The organism is Streptomyces sp. NPDC027185, assembly GCF_055567035.1.
In genome coordinates this window covers 1-21,090 of record NZ_JBVHRF010000012.1, presented here as the reverse complement: position 1 = coordinate 21,090, position 21,090 = coordinate 1, and the positions used below count along the sequence as shown (strand labels likewise).

The 21,090-nt window shown below is 74.4% G+C and carries 19 protein-coding genes; 5 read left to right on the top strand and 14 right to left on the bottom strand.

All coding sequences use genetic code 11. The features are described from left to right. Nucleotides 1–42 precede the first annotated feature (42 nt). The 6 genes from ACZ4M8_RS29085 to ACZ4M8_RS29060 form a co-directional block, all read right to left on the bottom strand. Entirely contained in the window at nucleotides 43–675 is a 633-nt protein-coding gene (locus ACZ4M8_RS29085) for a hypothetical protein (RefSeq protein ID WP_467612754.1), read from the bottom strand. Between the two features lie 213 nt (nucleotides 676–888). After that, a complete protein-coding gene (locus ACZ4M8_RS29080) occupies nucleotides 889–1,686 on the bottom strand; it encodes a type III pantothenate kinase (protein WP_030289391.1) in 798 nt (265 codons plus the stop codon). A gap of 5 nt (nucleotides 1,687–1,691) precedes the next feature. Continuing rightward, nucleotides 1,692–2,756 carry a carboxylating nicotinate-nucleotide diphosphorylase gene (gene nadC, locus ACZ4M8_RS29075; RefSeq protein WP_467612751.1) on the bottom strand — a complete coding sequence of 355 codons (1,065 nt, stop codon included), beginning with the start codon at nucleotides 2,754–2,756 and terminating at the stop codon, nucleotides 1,692–1,694. A 64-nt stretch (nucleotides 2,757–2,820) separates the two neighbouring features. After that, the gene (locus tag ACZ4M8_RS29070; RefSeq protein ID WP_467612748.1) at nucleotides 2,821–4,632 is read right to left on the bottom strand and encodes an L-aspartate oxidase; all 1,812 of its coding nucleotides are present in this window, start codon (nucleotides 4,630–4,632) and stop codon (nucleotides 2,821–2,823) included. Beyond that, entirely contained in the window at nucleotides 4,632–5,822 is a 1,191-nt protein-coding gene (gene panC, locus ACZ4M8_RS29065; RefSeq protein ID WP_467612745.1) for a pantoate--beta-alanine ligase, read from the bottom strand. Before panC ends, ACZ4M8_RS29070 begins: the two co-directional genes overlap by 1 nt. Further along, nucleotides 5,819–6,883, bottom strand: a complete 1,065-nt coding sequence (locus tag ACZ4M8_RS29060) for a Rossmann-like and DUF2520 domain-containing protein (protein WP_467612742.1) — start codon at nucleotides 6,881–6,883, stop codon at nucleotides 5,819–5,821. Before ACZ4M8_RS29060 ends, panC begins: the two co-directional genes overlap by 4 nt. Nucleotides 6,884–7,215: 332 nt before the next feature. Here ACZ4M8_RS29060 and ACZ4M8_RS29055 point away from each other — a divergent pair, with 332 nt between their 5' ends. Continuing rightward, the gene (locus ACZ4M8_RS29055; protein WP_467612739.1) at nucleotides 7,216–8,451 is read left to right on the top strand and encodes a threonine aldolase family protein; all 1,236 of its coding nucleotides are present in this window, start codon (nucleotides 7,216–7,218) and stop codon (nucleotides 8,449–8,451) included. A 64-nt stretch (nucleotides 8,452–8,515) separates the two neighbouring features. Here the strand turns inward: ACZ4M8_RS29055 and ACZ4M8_RS29050 are convergent, their stop codons facing one another. Continuing rightward, complete coding sequence (locus tag ACZ4M8_RS29050; protein WP_467612736.1) at nucleotides 8,516–8,869, bottom strand: hypothetical protein; 354 nt, start codon at nucleotides 8,867–8,869, stop codon at nucleotides 8,516–8,518. 99 nt (nucleotides 8,870–8,968) lie between these two features. Between ACZ4M8_RS29050 and ACZ4M8_RS29045 the strand changes: the two genes are divergently transcribed. Continuing rightward, the gene (locus tag ACZ4M8_RS29045) at nucleotides 8,969–10,072 is read left to right on the top strand and encodes a DUF5937 family protein (RefSeq protein WP_467612733.1); all 1,104 of its coding nucleotides are present in this window, start codon (nucleotides 8,969–8,971) and stop codon (nucleotides 10,070–10,072) included. A gap of 102 nt (nucleotides 10,073–10,174) precedes the next feature. Here the strand turns inward: ACZ4M8_RS29045 and ACZ4M8_RS29040 are convergent, their stop codons facing one another. The 3 genes from ACZ4M8_RS29040 to ACZ4M8_RS29030 all read right to left on the bottom strand — a co-directional run bounded on the left by ACZ4M8_RS29040 (nucleotide 10,175) and on the right by ACZ4M8_RS29030 (nucleotide 13,305). Next, entirely contained in the window at nucleotides 10,175–10,885 is a 711-nt protein-coding gene (locus tag ACZ4M8_RS29040) for a glycoside hydrolase family 75 protein (RefSeq protein WP_467612730.1), read from the bottom strand. 216 nt (nucleotides 10,886–11,101) lie between these two features. After that, nucleotides 11,102–11,791, bottom strand: a complete 690-nt coding sequence (locus ACZ4M8_RS29035) for a response regulator (RefSeq protein WP_467612727.1) — start codon at nucleotides 11,789–11,791, stop codon at nucleotides 11,102–11,104. A gap of 317 nt (nucleotides 11,792–12,108) precedes the next feature. Next, a complete protein-coding gene (locus ACZ4M8_RS29030; RefSeq protein ID WP_467612724.1) occupies nucleotides 12,109–13,305 on the bottom strand; it encodes a sensor histidine kinase in 1,197 nt (398 codons plus the stop codon). A 226-nt stretch (nucleotides 13,306–13,531) separates the two neighbouring features. Here ACZ4M8_RS29030 and ACZ4M8_RS29025 point away from each other — a divergent pair, with 226 nt between their 5' ends. After that, nucleotides 13,532–14,581 carry an SAM-dependent methyltransferase gene (locus ACZ4M8_RS29025; protein WP_467612721.1) on the top strand — a complete coding sequence of 350 codons (1,050 nt, stop codon included), beginning with the start codon at nucleotides 13,532–13,534 and terminating at the stop codon, nucleotides 14,579–14,581. A gap of 136 nt (nucleotides 14,582–14,717) precedes the next feature. Beyond that, nucleotides 14,718–15,860, top strand: coding sequence for an NADH-quinone oxidoreductase subunit D (locus ACZ4M8_RS29020; RefSeq protein WP_467612718.1), 1,143 nt, complete (start codon nucleotides 14,718–14,720; stop codon nucleotides 15,858–15,860). A gap of 540 nt (nucleotides 15,861–16,400) precedes the next feature. On the opposite strand, the gene ACZ4M8_RS29015 is transcribed toward ACZ4M8_RS29020, so the two are convergent. The 4 genes from ACZ4M8_RS29015 to ACZ4M8_RS29000 all read right to left on the bottom strand — a co-directional run bounded on the left by ACZ4M8_RS29015 (nucleotide 16,401) and on the right by ACZ4M8_RS29000 (nucleotide 20,560). Further along, nucleotides 16,401–17,843 (bottom strand): hypothetical protein, encoded by a 1,443-nt coding sequence (locus tag ACZ4M8_RS29015; RefSeq protein ID WP_467612715.1) that lies wholly within the window; start codon nucleotides 17,841–17,843, stop codon nucleotides 16,401–16,403. Between the two features lie 64 nt (nucleotides 17,844–17,907). Further along, the gene (locus ACZ4M8_RS29010; protein WP_467612712.1) at nucleotides 17,908–18,876 is read right to left on the bottom strand and encodes an ABC transporter substrate-binding protein; all 969 of its coding nucleotides are present in this window, start codon (nucleotides 18,874–18,876) and stop codon (nucleotides 17,908–17,910) included. A gap of 236 nt (nucleotides 18,877–19,112) precedes the next feature. Then, nucleotides 19,113–19,859: an ABC transporter permease gene (locus ACZ4M8_RS29005; RefSeq protein WP_467612709.1), complete on the bottom strand. Its 747-nt coding sequence runs from the start codon at nucleotides 19,857–19,859 to the stop codon at nucleotides 19,113–19,115. Between the two features lie 2 nt (nucleotides 19,860–19,861). Further along, entirely contained in the window at nucleotides 19,862–20,560 is a 699-nt protein-coding gene (locus tag ACZ4M8_RS29000; protein ID WP_467612854.1) for an ABC transporter permease, read from the bottom strand. Between the two features lie 268 nt (nucleotides 20,561–20,828). Here ACZ4M8_RS29000 and ACZ4M8_RS28995 point away from each other — a divergent pair. Further along, nucleotides 20,829–21,090 (top strand): ATP-binding cassette domain-containing protein (locus tag ACZ4M8_RS28995; protein ID WP_467612707.1); only part of this gene is annotated, 262 nt, incomplete at its 3' end.

Genomic DNA, 21,090 nt, shown 5'->3' with positions numbered 1-21,090 from the left:
CGGTGCCTCCTTGGGGCGTGAGGATTCCAGGGTACGCAGCGCTCAGGCCGTACGGGCCGCGGGGGGCGGCGTGGGGCGGCGGGGCGGGAAGACCTCCCCCGGGGTGGGGACGGGACGGTCGGGACGGGGCGCCTTGGGTGCGGGGCGCGGGGCCGGGCGGGACGCGGGGCCGGGTGCCGGGCGGGGCTCGTCGGCGCTGCGGGCGGCCGGGAGGGTCCTGAGGCGGGCGTCCGCCGGGCGGGGGCGGGCGGTCCGTCCGGCGCGGTCCTCGCAGCGCCGGAGCAGCCCGGTGCGGCGGTCGCGCTCGGCGGGCCCGGCGGCCCGTGGGGCGAGGACGCGCAGGGCGGCGAGGTCGTCGGCGGCGGGGGTGCAGCCGGTGGCGAGCGCCTCGTCGAGGCGGGCGAGGTAGCCGGGGGCCGCGCCGGGGAGGGCGGCGCGGTAGCGGGCGAGGTCGGCGAGGAGGAAGGCGCGCAGCCGGGCGCCCTCGCGTTCCGCCTCGTCGACGGCCTCGGCCAGCCGGAGGTACTCCTGCGGTTCCACGGGGCGCTCGGGTCCGGTGGGGCCGGGCGGGGCGGCGGGCGCGGGACGGCGGGCGTGGGCGAGGGCGCGGCGGAGCACGCGCAGTTCGTCGGCGCTGAACACCATGCCGCCGCGGGTTCCGTATGGCATAGGCATGCAGCGGACTTTACGTGCAATCAGGACAAAAGCTGCTTAGCGGGATGGAGGCGGCGTGGGGTGGGTGCGGTCCGGGGCGGGAAAGGGCGCGGCCCCCGGGGTGGCGCCTGGGGGCGCGTACCGGGGGCCGTGCGGGCAGGCCGGGAGCCGCGGTACGGGGCGGCGTGGTCGGGCGCGGCCCCGTACCGGCGGTCAGCGGCCCCGTACCGGTGGTCAGGAGCGGGCGACGTTGCGTTCGTGGACGAGGCGGAGGCCGATCAGGGTGAGCCACGGCTCGTGCTCGTCGATCTCGGTGGCCTCGCCCAGGACCATGGGGGCGAGGCCACCGGTGGCGATGACGGTCACGTCGTCCGGGTCGTCGGCGAGTTCGCGGGCCATCCGGCGGACGACGCCGTCGACCTGGCCGGCGAAGCCGTAGAGGATGCCGGACTGCATCGCCTCGACGGTGTTCTTGCCGATGACGCTGCGCGGGCGGGCCAGTTCGATCTTGCGGAGCTGGGCGCCGCGGACACCGAGGGCGTCGACGGAGATCTCGATGCCGGGCGCGATGACGCCGCCGACGTACTCGCCGCGGGCGCTGACCGCGTCGAAGGTGGTGGCGGTGCCGAAGTCGACGACGACGGCCGGGCCGCCGTACAGCTCGACGGCGGCCAGCGAGTTGATGATCCGGTCGGCGCCGACCTCCTTGGGGTTGTCCATGAGGATCGGCACGCCCGTCTTGACGCCGGGCTCGACCAGAACGGCCGGGACGTCGCCGTAGTAGCGGCGGGTGACCTCGCGCAGTTCGTGCAGGACGGAGGGGACGGTGGAGCAGATGGCGATGCCGTCGATGCCGTCGCCGAGGTCGTCGCCCAGGAGCGGGTGCATGCCCATCAGGCCGTGGAGCAGGACGGCGAGTTCGTCGGCGGTGCGGCGGGCGTCGGTGGAGATCCGCCAGTGCTCGACGATGTCCTCGCCGTCGAAGAGCCCGAGGACGGTGTGGGTGTTGCCCACGTCAATGGTCAGCAGCATGGCGGTCAGCGGTCCTCGTGCTCGTCGTGGGCCGGGGCGGCGGGGGCCTCTTCGCGCAGGTCGAGGCCGATGTCGAGGACCGGCGCGGAGTGGGTGAGGGCGCCGACGGCGAGGAAGTCGACACCGGTGCGGCCGTAGCGGGCGGCGTTGTCGAGGGTGAGGCGCCCGGAGGACTCCAGGATCGCGCGGCCGGCCACCAGGGCGACGGCCTCCTCGGTCTGCTCCGGGGTGAAGTTGTCCAGGAGGATCAGGTCGGCGCCCTCGGCGAGGATCGGCGGGATCTGGTCGAGCCGGTCGACCTCGACCTCGATCGGCACACCGGGGAACTCGTCGCGTACGGCGGTGAACGCCTCGGCGACGCCGCCCGCCGCGATGACGTGGTTGTCCTTGATCAGCGCGGCGTCCGACAGCGACATGCGGTGGTTGACGCCGCCGCCGCAGCGCACGGCGAACTTCTCCAGGGCGCGCAGTCCGGGGGTGGTCTTACGGGTGTCGCGGACCTTGGCGCCGGTGCCCTCCAGGGCGTCGGCCCAGGCGCGGGTGGCGGTGGCGATGCCGGAGAGGCGGCCGAGGAGGTTGAGGGCGCTGCGCTCGGCGGTGAGCAGGTCGCGGGTGCGGGTGGTGACGCTGAGGAGGGTGGTGCCGGCCTCGACGCGGTCGCCGTCCTCGACGTGCCGCTCGACCTCGAACTCCTCGGTGCACACCAGGGAGAGCACCGCCTCGGCGACCCGTAGGCCGGCGACCGTACCGGCCTGGCGGGCGGTGAAGTCACCGGTGGAGACGGACTCCTCGGGGACGGTCGCGACGGTGGTGACGTCCACGCCCTCGTCGAGGTCCTCCTCCAGGGCGAGGTGGGCGATGCCCTCCACCTGGACGGGGTCGAGTCCGCCGGCCACCAGGAGGGCGGCGAGGTCCGGGTCGAGTCCGCAGGTCAGCGGGGACAGGTCGTAGCCGTCGTCGGTCCCGCCGCAGCCGCAGGCGTCGCCGCAGCCGCCGCCGGCGGGGGCCTCGGCCGACGGCCTGCCGATGCCGATCTGGAGGAGGGGGAGGTCGTCGGGGGTGCTGCTCACGGGTTGGGCTCCGTATCGGGAAGGGGCGGGTGTGGCGGGTGGTGGGACGTCCGGTGGGGGCGCGTCAGGCGGCCGGTGCGCCGGGGGCGGGCGCGCTCGGGCCCGGTGCCGTCGGCGGGAAGGACGCGGTCCTCGTGGTGTGGACGGCGAGGGCGCGGCCGGTGCCGAGGGTGATGCGGAAGTGGCGGCGCCAGGCGGCGTCGTCGCGTCCGGGGTGGTCCTCGCGCCAGTGGCAGCCGCGGGTCTCCTCCCGGCGCCGGGCCGCGGCGACGAGGACGCGGGCGACGCAGAGCAGGTTGGTGGCCTCCCACGCCTCGACGCCGGGCTCGGGCGCCTTGAGGTCGGGGGCGCCGTCGCCGCCGGCCGCGGCCGCGTCCTGGTGGAGCCGGTCGAGCGCCGCGGCGGCCCGCGCGAGGCTGCCGGCGCTGCGCAGTACCCCGGCGCCCTCCGTCATGACGCGCTGCACCTGGGTCCGCGCCTCGGGGGCGAGGAGGGGGAGGGCCGGGGTGTCCTCGGGGGCGGCGGGGGCCGGCTTGCCCGGGGAGGCGGCCGTGGCCTGGGCGGTGGCCCGGGTCTGCTCCCCCGGGGCGCCCGGCGCGCCCGTGGTGAGGTCCGTCGCGATGCGTTCGGCGAAGACCAGGCCCTCCAGGAGGGAGTTGGAGGCGAGGCGGTTCGCCCCGTGGACGCCGGTGCAGGCCACCTCGCCGCAGGCGTAGAGCCCGGGGACGGTCGTCCGGCCCCACAGGTCGGTGCGGACGCCGCCGGAGGCGTAGTGGGCGGCCGGGGCCACCGGGATCGGCTGGGTGACGGGGTCGATGCCGTGGCTGCGGCAGGCGGCGAGGATGGTGGGGAAGCGGGCCTCCCACATGGCGGCGCCGAAGTGCCGGGCGTCGAGGAACATGTGGTCGGTGCCGGTCTCGTGGGCCCGGCGCATGATCGCCTTGGCGACGATGTCGCGCGGGGCGAGTTCGGCGAGTTCGTGCTGTCCCACCATGAAGCGGTGGCCGTCGGCGTCGACCAGATGGGCGCCCTCGCCGCGGACCGCCTCGGAGATGAGCGGCTGCTGGCCTTCCGCTTCCGCCCCCAGGTAGAGGACGGTCGGGTGGAACTGCACGAACTCCAGGTCGGAGACCTCGGCCCCGGCCCGCAGGGCGAGGGCGACGCCGTCGCCGGTGGAGACGGCCGGGTTGGTGGTGGCGGAGAAGACCTGGCCCATGCCGCCGGTGGCGAGGACCACGGCGGGGGCGTGGACGGCCCCCACGCCGTCGTGGCGGCCCTCGCCCATGACGTGCAGGGTGACGCCCGTGGTACGGCCGCGATCATCGGTCAGCAGGTCGAGGACGAGCGCGTTCTCGACGGTGCGCAGCCCGGCGGCGCGGACCGCGGCGACCAGTGCGCGGGAGATCTCCGCGCCGGTCGCGTCGCCGCCCGCGTGCGCGATGCGGCGGCGGTGGTGGCCGCCCTCCCGGGTGAGCGCGATGCCCTCGCCGTCCGGTGCGGGGTCGAAGCGGGCGCCTGCCGCGATGAGGCGGTGGACGGCGGCCGGCCCTTCGGTGACGAGGGTGCGGACGGCGTCCTCGTCGCAGAGTCCGGCGCCGGCGACGAGGGTGTCCGCCAGGTGCTGTTCGGGGGTGTCGCCCTCCCCCAGGGCGGCGGCGATACCGCCCTGCGCCCACCGGGTGGAGCCATCGTCCAGGCGCGCCTTGGTGACGACGACGGTGCGGCGTCCGGCGGCGGCGCAGCGCAGCGCGGCGGTCAGGCCCGCGACGCCGGAGCCCACGACGACGACGTCGGCGTCGATGGCCCAGCCCGGGGCGGGCGCGGTCAGCCGTATGCCGGTGGGGCCGGGGACGGCGGCTGTTCCGGTGGCGGTCATCAGGACGCTCCGAGGGGGCCTTGGGGTTCGTCGGACGGGGCCCCTCCGGGGGCCTGCGGTGAGGTTACGGCCGCTTCTTCGTGGGGGCGCACGGGCCCCTGGGACGCGCCCGGGGTGTGCGCGCCGGTCCCGGGGCCGGTCCGCGGTCCGAAATGGAGGCGGATGTTGTCGATGAGGCGGGTGGTGCCGACGCGGGCGGCGAGTGCCAGGACCGCTTCGCCCTCGTAGCCGTCGGGGACCTCGGTGAAGTCCGACGGGTCGACGAGTGCGAGGTAGTCCAGTTCCAGCGGCGGGTCGAGGCGCGCGGCGTCGGCGAGGACGGCGTTGGCGGCGGCGCGCGCCACGGCGGGTCCGGGCGGGCCCGCGGCGGCTCGGGCGACGGCGTGGGCGTCCGCGGCGGCGCGTTCCTCACCGAGGGCGGCGAGCGCCTCGGAGCGGCGCCGGGAGCGCGGCCCGTCGGCCCCGGCGCGGGCCCGCAGCGCCTCCTCGGCGGTGAGCCGGTCCCGGGCGGCGAACAGCGCCCTGGACAGCGTCAGGGCGGTGCGGCGTTCGGCGGCGGAGAGGTAACGGTTGCGGCTGGAGCGGGCGAGCCCGTCGTCCTCCCGGACGGTGGGGACGCCGACGATCTCCACGGGGAAGTTCAGGTCGGCGACCATCCTGGTGATGACGGCGAGCTGCTGCGCGTCCTTCTCGCCGAACAGGGCGACGTCCGGGGCGGTGAGGTGCAGCAGTTTGGCGACGACGGTGAGGACGCCGTCGAAGTGCCCGGGGCGGCTGGCGCCCTCCAGGCGTGTGCCCATCGGTCCGGCGGCGATCTTGACCTGCGGTTCTCCGCCCGGGTAAACCTCGTCGGCGGACGGCGCGAAGACGACGTCGGCGCCTGCCCCGGTGGCGACGCGGACATCGGCTTCCAGGGTGCGCGGATAGCGGTCCAGGTCCTCGCCCGCGCCGAACTGCAGCGGGTTGACGAAGACGGTGACGACCACCTGGCCGCGCGGCCCGACCCGTTCCCGGGCGGCGCGCATCAAGGTGGCGTGCCCTTCGTGGAGGGCGCCCATCGTCATGACGACGGCGCGCGGACCGTCGCCGCGCGCCGTGGCGCGGAGGTCGGCGGCGGTGTGGAGGAGCCGGGGGGTGGGGGCCCGGTGTGCGCCGGGAACCTGGTGGGGGCCCGGGGTGGCGGTGGTCATCGGGGGGCGTCTCCCTCGGGGCCGTCGTCCGGGGCGTCGTTCCGTGGGCGTCCGGGGCCGTGCGGCGGGTCGGTGTCCGCACCGGGAGCGCCGTCTCCGGGACGGTCGTCCCTCCGGCCGTCTTCGGGAGCGGCGGTGACGCCCGGCCGGCCCGGGGGCGTGGTGTCGGCGAGGACGCCGAGCAGGTCCTCGGCCAGCTCGGGCTTGAGCAGGCCGTGTGCCAGCGCCCGGTCGGCCGTCGTACGGGCCATCGCCAGGTAGCCGGCGACGGCCTGCGGTGCGTGCGCGCGCAACTCGGCGACGTGCGCGGCCACGGTGCCCGCGTCGCCGCGCGCCACCGGGCCGGTCAGGGCGGCGTCACCGGAGCGGAGGGCGTTGTCGAGGGCCGCGCCGAGCAGCGGGCCGAGCATCCGGTCCGGCGCCCCGACACCGGCGGTGCGGAGCAGTTCCATCGCCTGGGCGACCAGGGTGACGAGGTGGTTCGCACCGATCGCGAGGGCCGCGTGGTAGAGCGGACGGGCTTCCTCCGCGATCCACTCGGGTTCCCCGCCCATCTCGATGACCAGCGCTTCGGCGGCCATCCGCAGTTCCTCGGGCGAGGTCACGCCGAAGGAGCAACCGGCCAGCCGCTGGACGTCCACGGGCGTGCCGGTGAACGTCATCGCCGGGTGGAGTGCGAGCGGCAGCGCGCCCGCCCTGGTGGCCGGGTCCAGCACGGCCGTCCCGTGACGGCCCGAGGTGTGCGCGAGAAGCTGTCCCGGGCGGACGGCGCCGGTTTCGGCGAGTCCGGCGACCAGACCGGCCAGCGCGTCGTCCGGGACGGTCAGCAGGACGAGGTCGGCACGGGCCAGCACCTCGGCGGGTGGCACCAGCGGCACCTCGGGCAGCAGAGCCGCGGCGCGCCGTACGGAGGCGTCGGAGACCCCGGAGACGGCGACCGGGCGGTGCCCGGCGAGCTGGAGCGAGGCGGCGAGGGCGGGACCGACACGGCCTGCGCCGACCACGCCGACGGTCAGTCGGGCCGGGCGGTCCTGGGCCTCGATGGGTGGGATTGCGTTCACGTGGCGATGGCCTTCCGTTCCAGTCCGCAGGGGGTACCGGACGATTCATCGCCATGCTACGCGAGTGTTTCGGGCCACCTCCGGCCCGGCGAAGGGCGCCGCCGGGCCGCCCTCCCCGCCTCCGTCCGACCGTGCCCGCCCGCCGCGCCACGCCCCGGCCCCCTCGTCCCTCCGCACCGGCTCGCACGACTGTTTACGCAGGTCAGGCACGTCGTCACGGCGCCTCGCGGAAAGTTGTCCACAGGCTGAGCGGCGGTGGCACCGCGTACGTCATCATCGAGGCAACGACGCGGAGCACCGGCTCGGCGGAGACCGGCACGGACGGGGGCACCATGCGCGGGGACACCCGGCACGACCACGATCACCACCACGACCGACGGCCTGCTCGGCAGACCGAACGGCACGCGGCGCCGGAAGCCGACCCCGGCGCGGATCCGGCCGCCGGCGAGCGGCAGCGGCGGCTCTCGGCGGCGCGCGGCGCGAAGCGGACGCTGGCCGCCCGGCCGCAGACCCTCCGCGAACGGCTCGGCGGCCTCCTCACCGACGCCCCGGACCTCTGCGACCTCGACGCCTGGCCCGACATGTACGGCAACGACGACTCCGTCATCGGCGAGCTGGAACGCCGGACCGCCGACGCCCTGGGCGCCGAGGCCGCCGCGTTCTTCCCCACCGGGACGATGGCGCAGCAGGTGGCCCTGCGCTGCTGGGCCGGTCGTACGGGCAACGCCACCGTCGCCGGCCATCCGCTGTCGCACATGGAGGTCCACGAGCGCGACGCGTACGCCACGGTCAGCGGCCTGCGGATGGTCCATCCGACCGGTGAGCCACGCATCCCGACGGCCGCCGAGATCCACGCCCTCCAGGAGCCGTTCGGCACTCTGGCGCTGGAACTTCCGCTGCGGGACGCCGGGTTCGTCCTGCCCGGGTGGGAGGAGCTGACGGCGACCGTCGAGGCGGCCCGGGAGCGAGAGGCGGTCGTCCATTTCGACGGGGCGCGCCTCTGGGAATGCACGCCCCACTTCGGGCGCGGGCTCGGGGAGATCGCCGCCCTCGCCGACAGCGTGTACGTCTCGTTCTACAAGTCGCTCGGCGGCATCGGCGGCGCCGCCCTGGTGGGCACCGAGAGCTTCATCGAGGAGACCCGCGCCTGGCGGCACCGCTACGGCGGGCAGCTCTACCAGCAGTGGCCGACAGCGCTGACCGCACTCGCCGGGCTGGACGGAGAGCTGCCGCGTCTGCCCGCGTACGTCGCGCAGGCGAAGGTCGTCGCACAGGCCCTGACGGAAGCGCTGGCCGCCTCGCCCGTGCCGTGGTTCCGCGTCCATCCGGAGATACCGCACACCCATCAGTTCCGGCTGTGGCTGCCGTATCCGGCACAGGCGCTGAACGACGCCGGTCTGCGGCAGGCGCGGGAGACGGGGACGGCCCTGTTCCAGGGCTGGTTCGACGATGCCGTCCCGGGCCTCGCGACCACCGAGGTGACGGTGCAGGCGCCCGCGCTGGAGTGGACGGCGGACGACATACGGGCGGCGTCGGCGGACTTCGTCGCGCGGACAGCCACCGCCTGAGCCGCCGGGCCACCCCGACGCCGCGGCAGTTGCGGCACGGCGCCGTCCGCCACGGCGGGCCGGTCTAGGCGCACGGGGAGGCCGCGCGGCGCCCGGTGCGCCGCCCGGCGCCGTCCCCGGTGCGGACCGGGTGCGCCCCGGCGGTGCGGACAGCGATACGGGACGGCGTCCGGCGAAGCGCTCCGGTGCCCGGGTGGAACGGGCGAGGGTGCCGGAAGGACGCCCGCAGACGCCGGACGGCACGCAGCGCGCGGGCCGGGAAACGATCGGCGGGATCGGTGAGAACGGAGGTGAAGCGTCTCCACAGGAGAATCTCGCGGACGGTACGGACGGTGGCGACGTCCGGCCGGACGGGCGGGGCCTCGCCCCGCTGTGCGGCACGGTAGGCGTCGAGAAGGTGCTGCTGGCTGGCGTTCATGCCCTCACTCTGGGGCAGCTCCGGGCAGCGGCGCGCGCCGATTGACGGGAGCCGTCAAACGACGTTCCCGCAGGTCCAGGGCGAGCGCATGATGAGGACATGGCCAACGTCATCGACCTCACCGGGCTCCCGCCCGAGCGCATCGTCTTCTCGCCGTCACCCCTCGCGGAACTGGGCGCCGCGCTGCACGCGCTGTCCGAACCGGGCCACCACCCGGGGCTGCACGGCTGGGTCACGGCGACCTCGTCCGGGCTGAAGACCGACCTCGCCGACCGGCTGTGCGAGGCGGACTTCCTGTGGCGGTCCGCCCGCTCGGACCTGCTGCTGCCGGCCCGCCCGGGAGCGACGCTGGCCGACGAGCTGGACACGATGGACACGATCGACGATGAACGGTTCGTGGCCGCCGCCTTCGAGATCTCCTGCAGCACCACATATACCCGCTGCACGCCCTCGCCCCTCGTGGACGCGGAAGAACGCGCCCGTGTGCGGGAGATGGCCGCGGCCCGCGGTCCGCGGCAGGCCGCGTTCACCGACCGCATGCTCACCGACCCGGACGGGCTGCGGATATGGCTCAGGAGACTGTTCGAAGACTGTGAGGAGGCGTTCTTCGGAGACATCTGGCGGCGCGTCGGCATCCAACTGGCCGCCGACGCCCGGCACAAGACAGAACTGCTCCGCCGCAAGGGCCTCGCCGAGACACTGCCCGCCACCTCGACCGCGCTCTCCCTTCAGAGCACGCCCGACGGCGGCGAACGCATCGTCGTCGACAAACTCGCCGGCGGCCGGACCACGGCGTTCGCGGACGCCGACGATCCGGGGGTGACGCTCGTCCCGACATCGTTCGGCTGGCCTCATCTGCTGGTCAGCCACGCACCGGGCTGGCGGCCGGTGATCCAGTACCCGGTGGCGAGCCCCGAACTGCCCGCACCGGCCACGCTGGAACTCGTCCAGCAACGCCTCGACGCGCTGGCGCACCCGATGCGGATGAAACTGTGCCGGTCCCTGTCGCGCGGACCGCACACGACGGGCGAACTGGCGAACACGTTCGGCATCACACCGCCCGAGGTGTCCCGGCACATCGCGGCGCTCAAAAAAGCCGGACTCATCCAGACCCGGCGCCGCGGCCGGTACGTGCTGCACCAACTGGACCTCCAGGTGGTCGCACGGCTGGGGAGCGACTTTCTGGAGGGGGCGCTGCGGTAGGGGGAGGGGAGGGTGGGGGGCGGGGGGGGGCGGCCCCCCGGGAGGGGAATACACACCCCGCCCTCCCCGAAAGCCCCCCACCCCCCGCTCCGACCCCTCAGCTCAGTTCTCCCCCAAGAACTTCTTGGCCAGTTCGTCTCCTCGGCTGATCGCCGCTTCGTGGCTTTCGATGGGCGTTGCCCGGGAGTTCTTGAAGAGGATGTAGGTGACGCCGGAGTCGGCGCCGCCGGTTTCCGGGTCGGGGTCTATGCCCAGGTTCTTGGCGGCCGCGTAGGAGGCTTCGCCGATGATCTTTTCGGGGCCGGTGTCTCCGACGGCGGCGTATTCGACCTGGTTGTTGTAGATGATGGCGACGATGCCGCCGCCTTTGATGCCGTGCTTGGTGTAGTCCCAGATGCCGCTGGAGCTGGGTACGACGACGAAGGGCAGTTCGGCGGCGTTGAGGGGTTTGCCGTCGGACTGGTGGAACCGGGTGTCGTCCTGGAACCACGGGTCGGTCTGTTTGTTGCACCGGTCGGTGATCTGGCCGTCGCAGTCGATGTCCATGTCGGCTTTCCAGAAGACCGCGCCGTTCTTGCCGCAGACGGGGACCGTGGCGGAGGTCTCCTCGTCGGTGCGGTACTTGCCGTTCGAGAGCTGGTCGCAGCCCTTGAGTTCGGCCAGCAGGTCGGCGGCGCTGACGCTGCCTTCCTGGAGGGGGCGGGCCTTGGCGACAGCGGGCGTGGGGGCCGGCTGGGCGGTGGCCGGCAGGGCGGCTGCGGTGAGCAGCGCGGCGCCGGCGACGGTGGCGAGAGCGAGGTTTCCTGTCCGCACTGGGGAACCCTTCGATTAGGAAAGTTTCCTTACCGAGCGCGCCCAATCTGCTCTTCTTTACGTGTCCCCGTCAAGGAGTCGTACGGGGCGCCGCCCACCGGCCCGTCAGGATCGCCCGCCCGGAGCACGGCCGCGTATCCGCCCGGCGCACGGCCATCCGGTACGGCCCCGGCGCTCCTCGCCCGCCCCGCCGGGCGCGCCCGCCGCGCCCGCGCCTCAGCTCGCCGTGCCTCCGCCGCCCGCCCTGACCAGCCCCGATTCGTAGGCGAGGACCACTGCCTGGACGCGGTCGCGGAGGCTCAGCTTGGTGAGGATGCGGCCGACGTGGGTCTTGACGGTGGCCTCGGAGAGCACCAGCCGCGCCGCGATCTCACCGTTCGACAGCCCCTGGGCGACCAGCAGCAGGACCTCCCGCTCGCGTTCCGTCAGCCGGCCCAGTTCGGGGCGGGACGGCTCGGCGCCGGTGGCGGGCAGCATCGGCGTGAAGCGGTCCAGCAGCCGGCGGGTGGTGGACGGCGCGACGACCGCGTCACCGCTGTGCACGGCGCGGATCGCGGTGAGCAGCTCCCCCGGCGGGACGTCCTTGAGCATGAAGCCGCTGGCCCCGGCCTTGAGGGCGGAGAACGCGTACTCGTCGAGGTCGAAGGTGGTCAGGATCAGCACCTTCGGCGCGTCCTCCGTGCGGCCCTCGCCGCAGATCCGCCGCGTCGCCTCGACGCCGTCCAGGTGCGGCATCCGGACGTCCATGAGGATCACGTCGACCTTCGTGGCGCGCAGCACCTCCAGCGCCTCCGCACCGTTCCCCGCCTCGGCGACCACTTCCATGTCGGGCTGCGCCGCCAGCACCATCCGGAATCCGGTGCGCAGGAGCGCCTGATCGTCGACGAGCATCACACGGATGGTCATGGCAGGGGGTTCCCTTCACATGCGGAACGGCGGCGCACGGTGCGCGGCTACGGAACGGACGGATCAGAGGTGCGGGTCGGCGGACCGGACCGGGACGGACGGCGGGAGCGGCCCCGGACGCCCCGGCCCGCACATCCCGGGCCCCGGCCCCTCCCGCACCGGGCGGAAGGAGCGGACGGACGAATGGAACCACGTCACGGGCACCACCGGCCCCCACGGGCCCCGCCCACGGACCGCAGGCCCGGACTCCACGGAGCACAGACCTGGACTCCACGGAGCGCACCACCGGCCCCGCCCGGACCGCCGCCCGCTCCCGCTCACCCCTCGGGCCGGAGCGGCAGCACCGCGTCGATGCGGAAGCCGCCGCCCTCGCGCGGGCCCGCCTCCAGGCTGCCGCCGACCATGCCGACCCGTTCGCGCATGCCGATGAGGCCGTGGCCGAGGCCGTCGGCGCCGCCCTCCTCGTACAGTTCGCGCTGCGCGCCGCGGCCATCGTCCTCGATGAGGAGTTCCAGTTCGGCGTCCCCGTAGGTGAGGCGCACCGTCGCGCCCACGTCGGGCCCGCCGTGCTTGCGGGTGTTGGTGAGGGCTTCCTGCACGATGCGGTACGCGGTGAGTTCGACGCCGCTGGGCAGGGGCCGCGGGGTGCCGTCGACGCGGAAGTCGACCGGCAGTCCGGCGCCGCGTACCTGGTCGATGAGGTCGGCGAGCTGTTCCACGCCGGGCTGCGGGACGTACTCGCCGCCCTCGGCCTGTTCGCCGGTGCGCAGGACACCGAGCAGCCGCCGCATCTCGGCGAGGGCCTGCCGTCCGGTGCCGGAGATGGTCTCCAGCGCCTGCCGGGCCTGGTCGGGCGCGTTGTCGAGGACGTACGCGGCGCCGTCGGCCTGGACGACCATGACGGAGACGTTGTGCGCGACGACGTCGTGGAGTTCGCGGGCGATGCGGGCGCGTTCGGCGGCGACGGCGATCCGGGCCTGGGCCTCGCGCTCCTTCTCCAGCCGTTCCGCCTTCTCCTCCAGCTGTGCCCAGTACGCGCGGCGGGTGCGGACGGAGTCACCGAGGACCCAGGCGAGGACGAAGGGGACGGTGAGCAGCACCGTGACGAACACGGCTTCCCAGGAGGAGCGTTCGGGGGCCGGGTCGCCGAAGCGCATCAGGAAGAGGGTCGGCGCGAGGCAGGCGCCGGTCAGTGCCAGCCGGGACGCCCAGCGGGTGGTGCCGGAGGCGACGGTGTAGACGATGACGAGCAGCGCGAAGTCGGCCGGGTTGGAGCCCGAGTGGAAGAGCAGTTGCATCAGGCCGATGAGGATGCCGAGCAGCAGCATCTTCTCGGGCCATTTGCGGCGCAGCGCGATGACGGTGCAGAGCCCGAGGCTGATGAAGATGGCGACGACCACCTCCGTGGCCTCCAGCGACATGACCCACAGACCGTTGAACGCCAGCAGGAGGAACGCCCAGAAGCTGTCCACCCCCGTGGGGTGCCGGCGGAAGAAGTCGTAGAGACGCTGCACGTCACCCAGCGTAGGCAGGGCGTCCGGGCCCGGAGGTCAGCCGGAGGAGCGATCCTGCCGGACGGCTCTACTCCGGAAGGTGGAGACGGTGTGCGTGCGGAGGCCGGTGGGCCGCACCCCGGTGCGGCGTGGTCCCGGTGTCCCGCCGCACGTCACAGGGGCGCGCCCCGGGGCGCGTGCCTCCCCGCCGCCCGGCCCGTGGTGCGTGCGCCCGTACCGTGGTGCGGTGACGAGCGAGTGGTGCGGCTGGCGGGATGCGGCGGAGGCGGCCCTGTACGGGCCCGGCGGTTTCTACACGCGGGCCGGCGGCCCCGGGCCGGCGGGGCATTTCCGTACGTCGGTGCATGCCTCGCCGCTGTTCGCCGGGGCCGTCGCGCGGCTGCTGCGGGAGGTGGACGCGGCGCTCGGCCACCCGGACGGGCTGGCCCTGATCGATGTCGGCGCGGGCCGCGGCGAGCTGCTGACCGGTGTCCTCGCCGCCCTGGAGGACGCCCCCGGGGACCTTCCGGCGCGGCTGCGCCCGTACGCCGTGGAGCGGGCCGCCCGGCCGGAGGGGCTGGATCCGCGGATCGGCTGGTCGGCGCGGTTGCCGGAGCCGGGCTCGGCGGTCGGGCTGCTGTTCGCGAACGAGTGGCTGGACAACGTCCCGGTCGATGTCGTGGAGGCGGACGGGGACGGCGCGGTGCGCCGGGTGCTGGTCCGGGCGGACGGCACGGAGCGGCTCGGCGACGAGGTCGACGGGGCGGACGCCGCCTGGCTGGCCCGGTGGTGGCCGCAGCTCGCGCCCGGGGAGCTGCGGTCGCCGGGCGCGGCGCCGCCCGCCCCCGGGACGCGCGGCGAGATCGGGCGGCCCCGGGACGCGGCGTGGGCGCGGGCGGTCCGCTGTCTGGGCGCGGGTCTCGCGGTCGCCTCCGACTACGCGCACAGCCGGGCGGACCGGCCGCCGTTCGGCACGCTGACCGGGTTCCGGGCCGGCCGTGAGGTCGCGCCGGTGCCGGACGGTACGGCCGATGTGACCGCGCATGTGGCGCTCGACGCGTGCGCCGGGCCGGCCGGGCGGCTCCTGACCCAGCGGGCCGCCCTGCGCTCCTTGGGGGTGACGGGCCGCCGCCCGCCCCTGGCGCTCGCGTCCACCGACCCCGCCGGTTACGTACGGGCGCTGTCCGCCGCGGGTGCCGCCGCCGAACTGACCGATCCGGCGGGCCTCGGCGGCTTCGGCTGGCTCGTCGAGCCGGTCGGCACGGAGTGCGCGGAGCTGCTGCGCCCGGAGGCGTGAGCCGTACGGGAGGGGGCGCGGGCGAGGGCGCGGGCGCCGGTGGGCGCCGCCGTGCCGTACGGGCCCCGGTCCGTGGAGGGCGGGCAGGTCCGGAGGGGTTTCCGGGCGTCTGGTGGTGTGCTGCGAGACTGTTCCCATGACGGAGACGACGGTCGGCATCGGCGGCGCGGCGGAGAGCACCGACATGGTGCTGAACATCGGCCCGCAACACCCCTCCACGCACGGCGTGCTGCGGCTGCGTCTGGTGCTGGACGGCGAGCGGATCCAGCACGCGGAGCCGGTCATCGGCTATATGCACCGGGGCGCGGAGAAGCTGTTCGAGGCGCGGGACTACCGCCAGATCATCATGCTCGCCAACCGCCACGACTGGCTGTCGGCGTTCTCCAACGAACTGGGTGTGGTCCTCGGCGTCGAGCGGATGCTCGGCATGGAGGTCCCCGAGCGGGCCGTGTGGCTGCGCACCCTGCTGGCGGAGCTGAACCGCGTCCTGAACCATCTGATGTTCCTCGGCTCGTACCCGCTGGAGCTGGGCGGCATCACGCCGGTCTTCTACGCCTTCCGGGAGCGGGAAGAGTTGCAGACGGTCATGGAGGAGATCTCCGGCGGCCGGATGCACTACATGTTCAACCGCGTCGGCGGTCTCAAGGAGGACCTGCCCGCGGGCTGGACGGACCGCGCGCGCCACGCCGTCGCGCAGGTCCGCTCCCGGATGGGCGTCTTCGACGATCTGGTGCTGGGCAACGAGATCTTCCGCGGCCGCACCCGCGGCGTCGGCGTGCTGTCCCGGGAGGCGGTGCACGCGTACGGGGTGTCCGGTCCGATCGCGCGGGCGTCCGGCGTCGATTTCGATCTGCGGCGCGACGAGCCGTACCTCGCCTACGCGGATCTCCAGGACACGCTGGAGGTCGCCGTGCGGGAGGAGGGTGACTGCCTGGCCCGCTTCGAATGTCTGCTGGAGCAGAGCCACAACGCCCTCGACCTCGCCGACGCCTGCCTGGACCGCCTCGCGCAGCTGCCGCCCGGCCCGGTCAACCAGCGGCTGCCGAAGGTGCTGAAGGCCCCGGAGGGCGCGACGTACGCGTGGACGGAGAACCCGCTCGGCATCAACGGCTACTACCTCGTCTCCAAGGGCGAGAAGACCCCGTACCGCCTGAAGCTGCGCTCCGCCTCGTACAACAACATCCAGGCCCTGACGGAACTCCTCCCCGGCACCCTCGTCGCGGACATGGTCGCGATCCTGGGCTCCCTCTTCTTCGTCGTCGGCGACATCGACAAGTAGGCGGACAGCCAGGCGACGGGTAGCGACCCGTCGGGCCGGTAACGGCCCCTCGGACCGGTACCGGCGTCCCGCGGGCCACCCCGCCGACGCCCGCTTCGGCCCCGGCCCCGGTCCGCCCGGACGGTGTACGCGCATGACGCCGGCCCCTCCCCCACACGTTCGGGGAGGGGCCGGCATTCGGGTTTTACGGGACCGGGAGCGGGGGAACCGGCACGGGCTCCGACCGGGCCGCCGCTTCGGAACCGGGCGGGCCGCCGCTTCGGAACCGGGCGGGCCGCCGCTTCGGAACCGGGCGGGCCGCCGCTTCGGAACCGGGCGCTCCGGTCGTCCCGCCTACGCGTTCGGGCCCGGCTCCGGGTCCGGCCACCGGCTCGGGCCCGGCCCTACGGCTCGGTCTCGGGTCCGGGCCTGGTGTCAGGCTCGGGCCTGGCCGCCGCGGGCCCGGCCCCTCGGCTCGGGGCCTCGGCCTGGTGCCAGGCTCAGGCCCTGCCCGTCGGCTCCGGGCCCGGCCCGTCGGCTCGGGCCCGCCGCCGTCCCCGGCTACGAGATGGCGGTGCGGAGGCCGGCCAGGTCGAGCTGTTCCGTCTCGTCGTGGGCGGTCAGGTCGATGACCTCGCCCACGCCGTCCTTCTCCGGGGCGTTCCGCTCCGCACCGTCCTTGCCGGTGGCGTCCTCGGCGGCGGCGCCTTCGGGCGCGGCCCCCTCCGGGGCGACGCCGTCAGAAGCCGGAGCTGCCGCGTGGGCACCGTCGGCCGCCGGAGCTTCCGCCTCGGCTTCCCCGGCCGCGTCCTCGGCCTCCACCGGCCGCACGGCACCTGCCTCGGCTGTCTCCGTGACGGAGGCGGCTCCCGGAACCGTGGCGTCCCGGGCGCCGGCCCCGGGCACGGCCGCCTCGGGGGCACCGGCCTCCGGCACGGTCCCGGCTTCGGGAGCGCCATCGGACGCGGTGCCGGCCGGTGCGCCCGCCGGGCCGGGGCGGCGGTGACTGCCGGGCCCGGGTGCCGGTTCCGGCTCCGCCGGGCGGAGGCGGGCGGCGGCGCGGACGGTCTGCTCGGCGATGGCTTCGTCGCCGACGACATCGGCGAGGTCCTCCTCCATGGGCGCGGGCAGCGCCGGAGGCGTCGTGTTGCCGAAGAAGTCGAAGCCGCCGATCTCGCGGGAGGCCGGGGGCCGGGGCGCGGCGGGCGGTGCGACGGCCGCCGCGGTGGCCGGGACCGGACGCAGCGCCGGTCCGTCCGGTACAGGCGCCGCGGGACCGGCGGCGGCCGGGGCCGCGTGCCTGCCGCGCGGGCGATCGGCGCCGGTGTTCTCCGTACGGGCGTCACGCTGCCGGGCGGCGTTGCGGGCCAGCTGCCGGAGGGCGTGGTCGGCCTGCGCGAACGTGGCCGGGACAGGGCGCGCCGCCGCCGGACCGCCCGATACGGGGCGCGCCGCCGTGTTCTGACGGGCCGTGCCACCGGCGGCGGGCGTCGCGGTGCGCTCCGCCGCCGGGGCCCCGGCGGGTGCGGGCAGCGCCGCGGCGGGCGCCGTCCCCTCTATGGCGAGCTGACGGCGGCGCTCCAGAGCACCGGCCCGCTCGGTCTCGGAGGTGGCGTAGCGGCGCAGCAGATCGGCGTGTTCGGTCCGCAGCCGGGCGAGTTCGGCGCGCTTGGCGCGGAGCTTGGTGTCCAGGGCCGCGCGGATCTCCCGGGACTCCTCGGCATCGGATTCGAGTTCGGCGATCCGCTCCTCGGTGCGCCACTCGTCGCGGACGCGGGCGCGGCCCAGTTCGGCGACGCGCCTGCCGGCCTTGCGGTCCCAGGCGCGCAGCAGCACCGCGCCGGTGACCGCGGCGCCCGCGGCTCCGGCGGCGAGCACCCGCTGCACCAGGTCGTCGCCGACGAACCATGTCCCGGCGGCGCAGACGATCGACGCTCCGGCGACCGAGGAGGGAGGAAGCAGCCGGTGGAGGGGTGGTGAATGGCGGTGGCGTCCTCGTGGCATGGCCAGAAACTTACCGTGCGCCGGAGGTCGATGGAGCCCCGCCCACCGATCCGTTTCCCGGTGGTTACTTCTTCAGCAGTCCCTTCGCCTCCAGATAAGTCCGTGCGACCTCCTCGGGCTTGAGCCGTTCGGCGTCGACCTTACGGTTCAGATTGATCAGCTCTTTGGTGGTGAGGACCTGTGTGAGCTTGCCGAGCGCCGTCTCGATTCCCTTGTCACCTGCGCTTTTGGTATTGACGACGGGCAGGACGTTGTCGGCGTTCTGGAGCTTCTTGTCGTCGGTGAGGAGGACCAGCCCGAAGTTGCCGAGGGTGGCGTCCGTGGTCGTGGTCAGCACCACCTGATCGGTACCGTCCTTGACGGCCTGTTTGGACGACGGGGAGCCCACGCCCTTGGGGTCGATACCGGCGACGGATATGCCGTACGTCTTCTCCAGTCCCGGCTTGCAGAACGGCCTGGTCTCGCACTCCTCCCCGGCGGCGATCTTGACTTTCTGTCCGGAGGCGCCGAGGTCGGAGAGGGTCTTCAGCTTGTGCTTCGCGGCGAATTCGGCGGTGACCGCGAAGGCGTTCTGGTCGGCGGCGGGACCGGCGTCGAGGACGGTGAGACCGCGCGGGGCCGCGAGCTTCTTCAACGCCGTGACGGTCTTGCCGATGTCGCCGGAGGCGACGGGCTTCGCCTTCGCGCCGTTCTCCTTCGCGTTGAGGAATTCGGCGAGGGTGGAGGCGTATTCGGGAACGACGTCGATCTGCCCCTTCTCCAGGGCCGGTTCGTACAGTTCGCGATTGTCGAGCGTCTGGACGCGGGCGTCGTATCCGGCGGCTCCCAGGAGCTGGGAATACATCTGCGCGAGCACCTTCGACTCGGTGAAAACGGCCGAGCCGATGACGATTTCACCCTTGCCGCCGCCCTTTCCCCGGGCCGCTCCCTTGTCCTCCAGACTCTGGCCACCGCAGGCGGCCAGAGCCGCCGCCAGCGCGATCGCCGTGCCCGCGGCGAGCGCGGTGCGCGCCCCTCGCGACGTGCTGCTCATGGATTCGTCCTTCGCTTCATCGGTCTTGGCATCGTCGGTCTTGGCTTCGTCGGTCTTGGCTTCGTCGGTCTTGGCTTCGTCGGTCTTGGCTTCGTCGGTCTTGGCTTCGTCGGTCTTGGCTTCGTCGGTTCGGATCTGCCGGTCGCCGAGGCCCGGTGCCGGTACGGGGCATCGGCGCCGCCGGGCCGGGGCACCGGGCGGGCCGGTGCAGGGTACGCGGGTGGCCCCGCCGGCTGTCAGGCCGTACTGCCGATCGCTACCGCATCGTCATCCCGCGCCCCGCCACCGGCCCGCGGCCGTCCGGCGCGGGCCGCCCGGCGGCGACCGCGCATCGGGTCGCAGAGCCGGTCGACGAGGACGAGGGCGCCCTCGACGAGCAGGGCGAGGACCGCGACCAGCACTGCCCCGGCGACGACCTGCGCGGTGTCGTAGTTGCCGAAGCCCGCGGTGATGATGCGGCCGAGCCCGCCGCCGCCGGCCATCGCCGCCAGCGTGGCCGTGGCGACGATCTGGACGGCCGCGGACCGCAGGCCGGTCATCAGCAGCGGATAGGCGAGGGGCAGTTCGACGCGGAGCAGGAGCTGCGGGCCGGACATCCCCATCCCGCGGGCGGCCTCGACGGCGTCCCGGTCGGCCTCGCGTATGCCGAGGTAGGCGTTGGTCAGCAGCGGCGGCACGGCGAACAGCACCAGGGCGATGACCGTGGGCCACTCCCCCTGGCTGCCGAGCGGACCGATCGTCAGCAGCACCAGCACCGCGAAGGTCGGCACCGCCCGTCCGACGTTGGAGACGTTGACGGCCAGCGCACCGCCCTTGCCGATATGGCCGAGCCAGAGCGCGAGCGGCAGCGCCACCAGGCAGGAGAGCACCAGGCAGACCGCGCTGATCTGCACATGCTCGGTCAGCCGGTGCCAGACGCCTTTCTCGCCCGCCCAGTTGGCGGCCGACGTCAGCCACTGCCAGGCGCCTGTGAGCGCGTCCATCGTCAGGCCACCGCCTTCGTCGCCCGGGTGCGCCGGCGGCCGCGCCGCGCCGCCGGGCGCGGCCGGGTCCATGGGGTCAGCAGCCGCTGGGCCGCCATCAGCAGCAGGTCCGCCGTGACGGCGAGCAGGACGCAGAGCACCGAGGCGGTCAGCACCTCGGCCTTGAAGAAGCCCTCCAGACCGCTGGCGATGAGGTTGCCCAGCCCGCCGAAGCCGACGACGGAGCCGATGGTGGTCATCGCGACCGTCGAGACCGTGGCGATGCGTATCCCGGCGACCAGTGCCGGGAGTGCCAGCGGGAGTTCGACCCCGAACAGCAGCCGGGCGGGGCCGTACCCCATCCCGCGGGCCGCCTCACGAACCTCGGCGGGCACCGCGTCGAGCCCGGCGAGGATGTTGCGGACCAGGATCGTCAGGGAGTAGAGCACCAGGCCCGTGACGACGACGGCGACGGAGACCCCGAAGACCGGGGTCAGCAGCGCGAACATCGCCAGTGACGGGATGGTGTAGAGCACCGTCGTCAGCCCCAGCACCGCGCCCGCGACGGCGCGCCGCCGCCGGGCGAGCAGCGCCAGCGGGAAGGCGATCAGCAGCCCGAGGACCACGGACGCCGCGGTGATGCCGATGTGCTGCACGGTGGCGTCCAGCAACTCATGGCTACGGGTGCGGAGATACGCACCGCAGATCCAGTCGTTGGCCATCAGGCAGTCGGAGCCGCCCTCCCCCGCGGCCTGCGCCGTCCAGGGCCCGCCAGGATCCGCCGGCACCTGTCCGGACGGCCAGGCGGCCGCCGTCAGGCTCCACGGCACGCTCATCCGTCGTCACCTCCCCCGCCCTGTCGCTCACATTTTCGGTGACTGTCTGCGACCCTATCCCCCACCACTGACATCCGGACCGGCCGCCATATGTCCGCCACACCGCGTTCACGCGCCGCCGCCCACAATGGAGACCGTCCACAACGGGGGAAAGATGATCCGCTTCGAGCACGTCACCAAGCGCTACCCGGACGGGACGACCGCCGTCGACGACCTGTCCTTCGAGGTCGCGGAGGGGGAACTCGTCACCCTCGTCGGCCCGTCCGGCTGCGGCAAGACCACCACGATGAAGATGGTCAACCGCCTCATCGACCCCACCGAGGGCACCATCTCGGTGGCCGGCCAGGACATCGCGGGCACCGATCCCGTCCGGCTGCGGCGCCGGATCGGCTACGTCATCCAGCAGGTCGGCCTCT

Excerpts from the sequence above, each read along its gene's own strand:
- ACZ4M8_RS29085 (WP_467612754.1), bottom strand. The coding sequence starts at position 675 with ATGCCTATGCCATACGGAACCCGCGGCGGCATGGTGTTCAGCGCCGAC.
- ACZ4M8_RS29005 (WP_467612709.1), bottom strand. The coding sequence starts at position 19,859 with ATGGACGCGCTCACAGGCGCCTGGCAGTGGCTGACGTCGGCCGCCAAC.
- ACZ4M8_RS29080 (WP_030289391.1), bottom strand. The coding sequence starts at position 1,686 with ATGCTGCTGACCATTGACGTGGGCAACACCCACACCGTCCTCGGGCTC.
- ACZ4M8_RS29010 (WP_467612712.1), bottom strand. The coding sequence starts at position 18,876 with ATGAGCAGCACGTCGCGAGGGGCGCGCACCGCGCTCGCCGCGGGCACG.
- ACZ4M8_RS29015 (WP_467612715.1), bottom strand. The coding sequence starts at position 17,843 with ATGCCACGAGGACGCCACCGCCATTCACCACCCCTCCACCGGCTGCTT.
- ACZ4M8_RS29035 (WP_467612727.1), bottom strand. The coding sequence starts at position 11,791 with ATGACCATCCGTGTGATGCTCGTCGACGATCAGGCGCTCCTGCGCACC.
- ACZ4M8_RS29055 (WP_467612739.1), top strand. The coding sequence starts at position 7,216 with ATGCGCGGGGACACCCGGCACGACCACGATCACCACCACGACCGACGG.
- ACZ4M8_RS29000 (WP_467612854.1), bottom strand. The coding sequence starts at position 20,560 with ATGGCCAACGACTGGATCTGCGGTGCGTATCTCCGCACCCGTAGCCAT.
- ACZ4M8_RS29050 (WP_467612736.1), bottom strand. The coding sequence starts at position 8,869 with ATGAACGCCAGCCAGCAGCACCTTCTCGACGCCTACCGTGCCGCACAG.
- ACZ4M8_RS29020 (WP_467612718.1), top strand. The coding sequence starts at position 14,718 with ATGACGGAGACGACGGTCGGCATCGGCGGCGCGGCGGAGAGCACCGAC.
- ACZ4M8_RS29045 (WP_467612733.1), top strand. The coding sequence starts at position 8,969 with ATGGCCAACGTCATCGACCTCACCGGGCTCCCGCCCGAGCGCATCGTC.
- ACZ4M8_RS29070 (WP_467612748.1), bottom strand. The coding sequence starts at position 4,632 with ATGACCGCCACCGGAACAGCCGCCGTCCCCGGCCCCACCGGCATACGG.
- panC (WP_467612745.1), bottom strand. The coding sequence starts at position 5,822 with ATGACCACCGCCACCCCGGGCCCCCACCAGGTTCCCGGCGCACACCGG.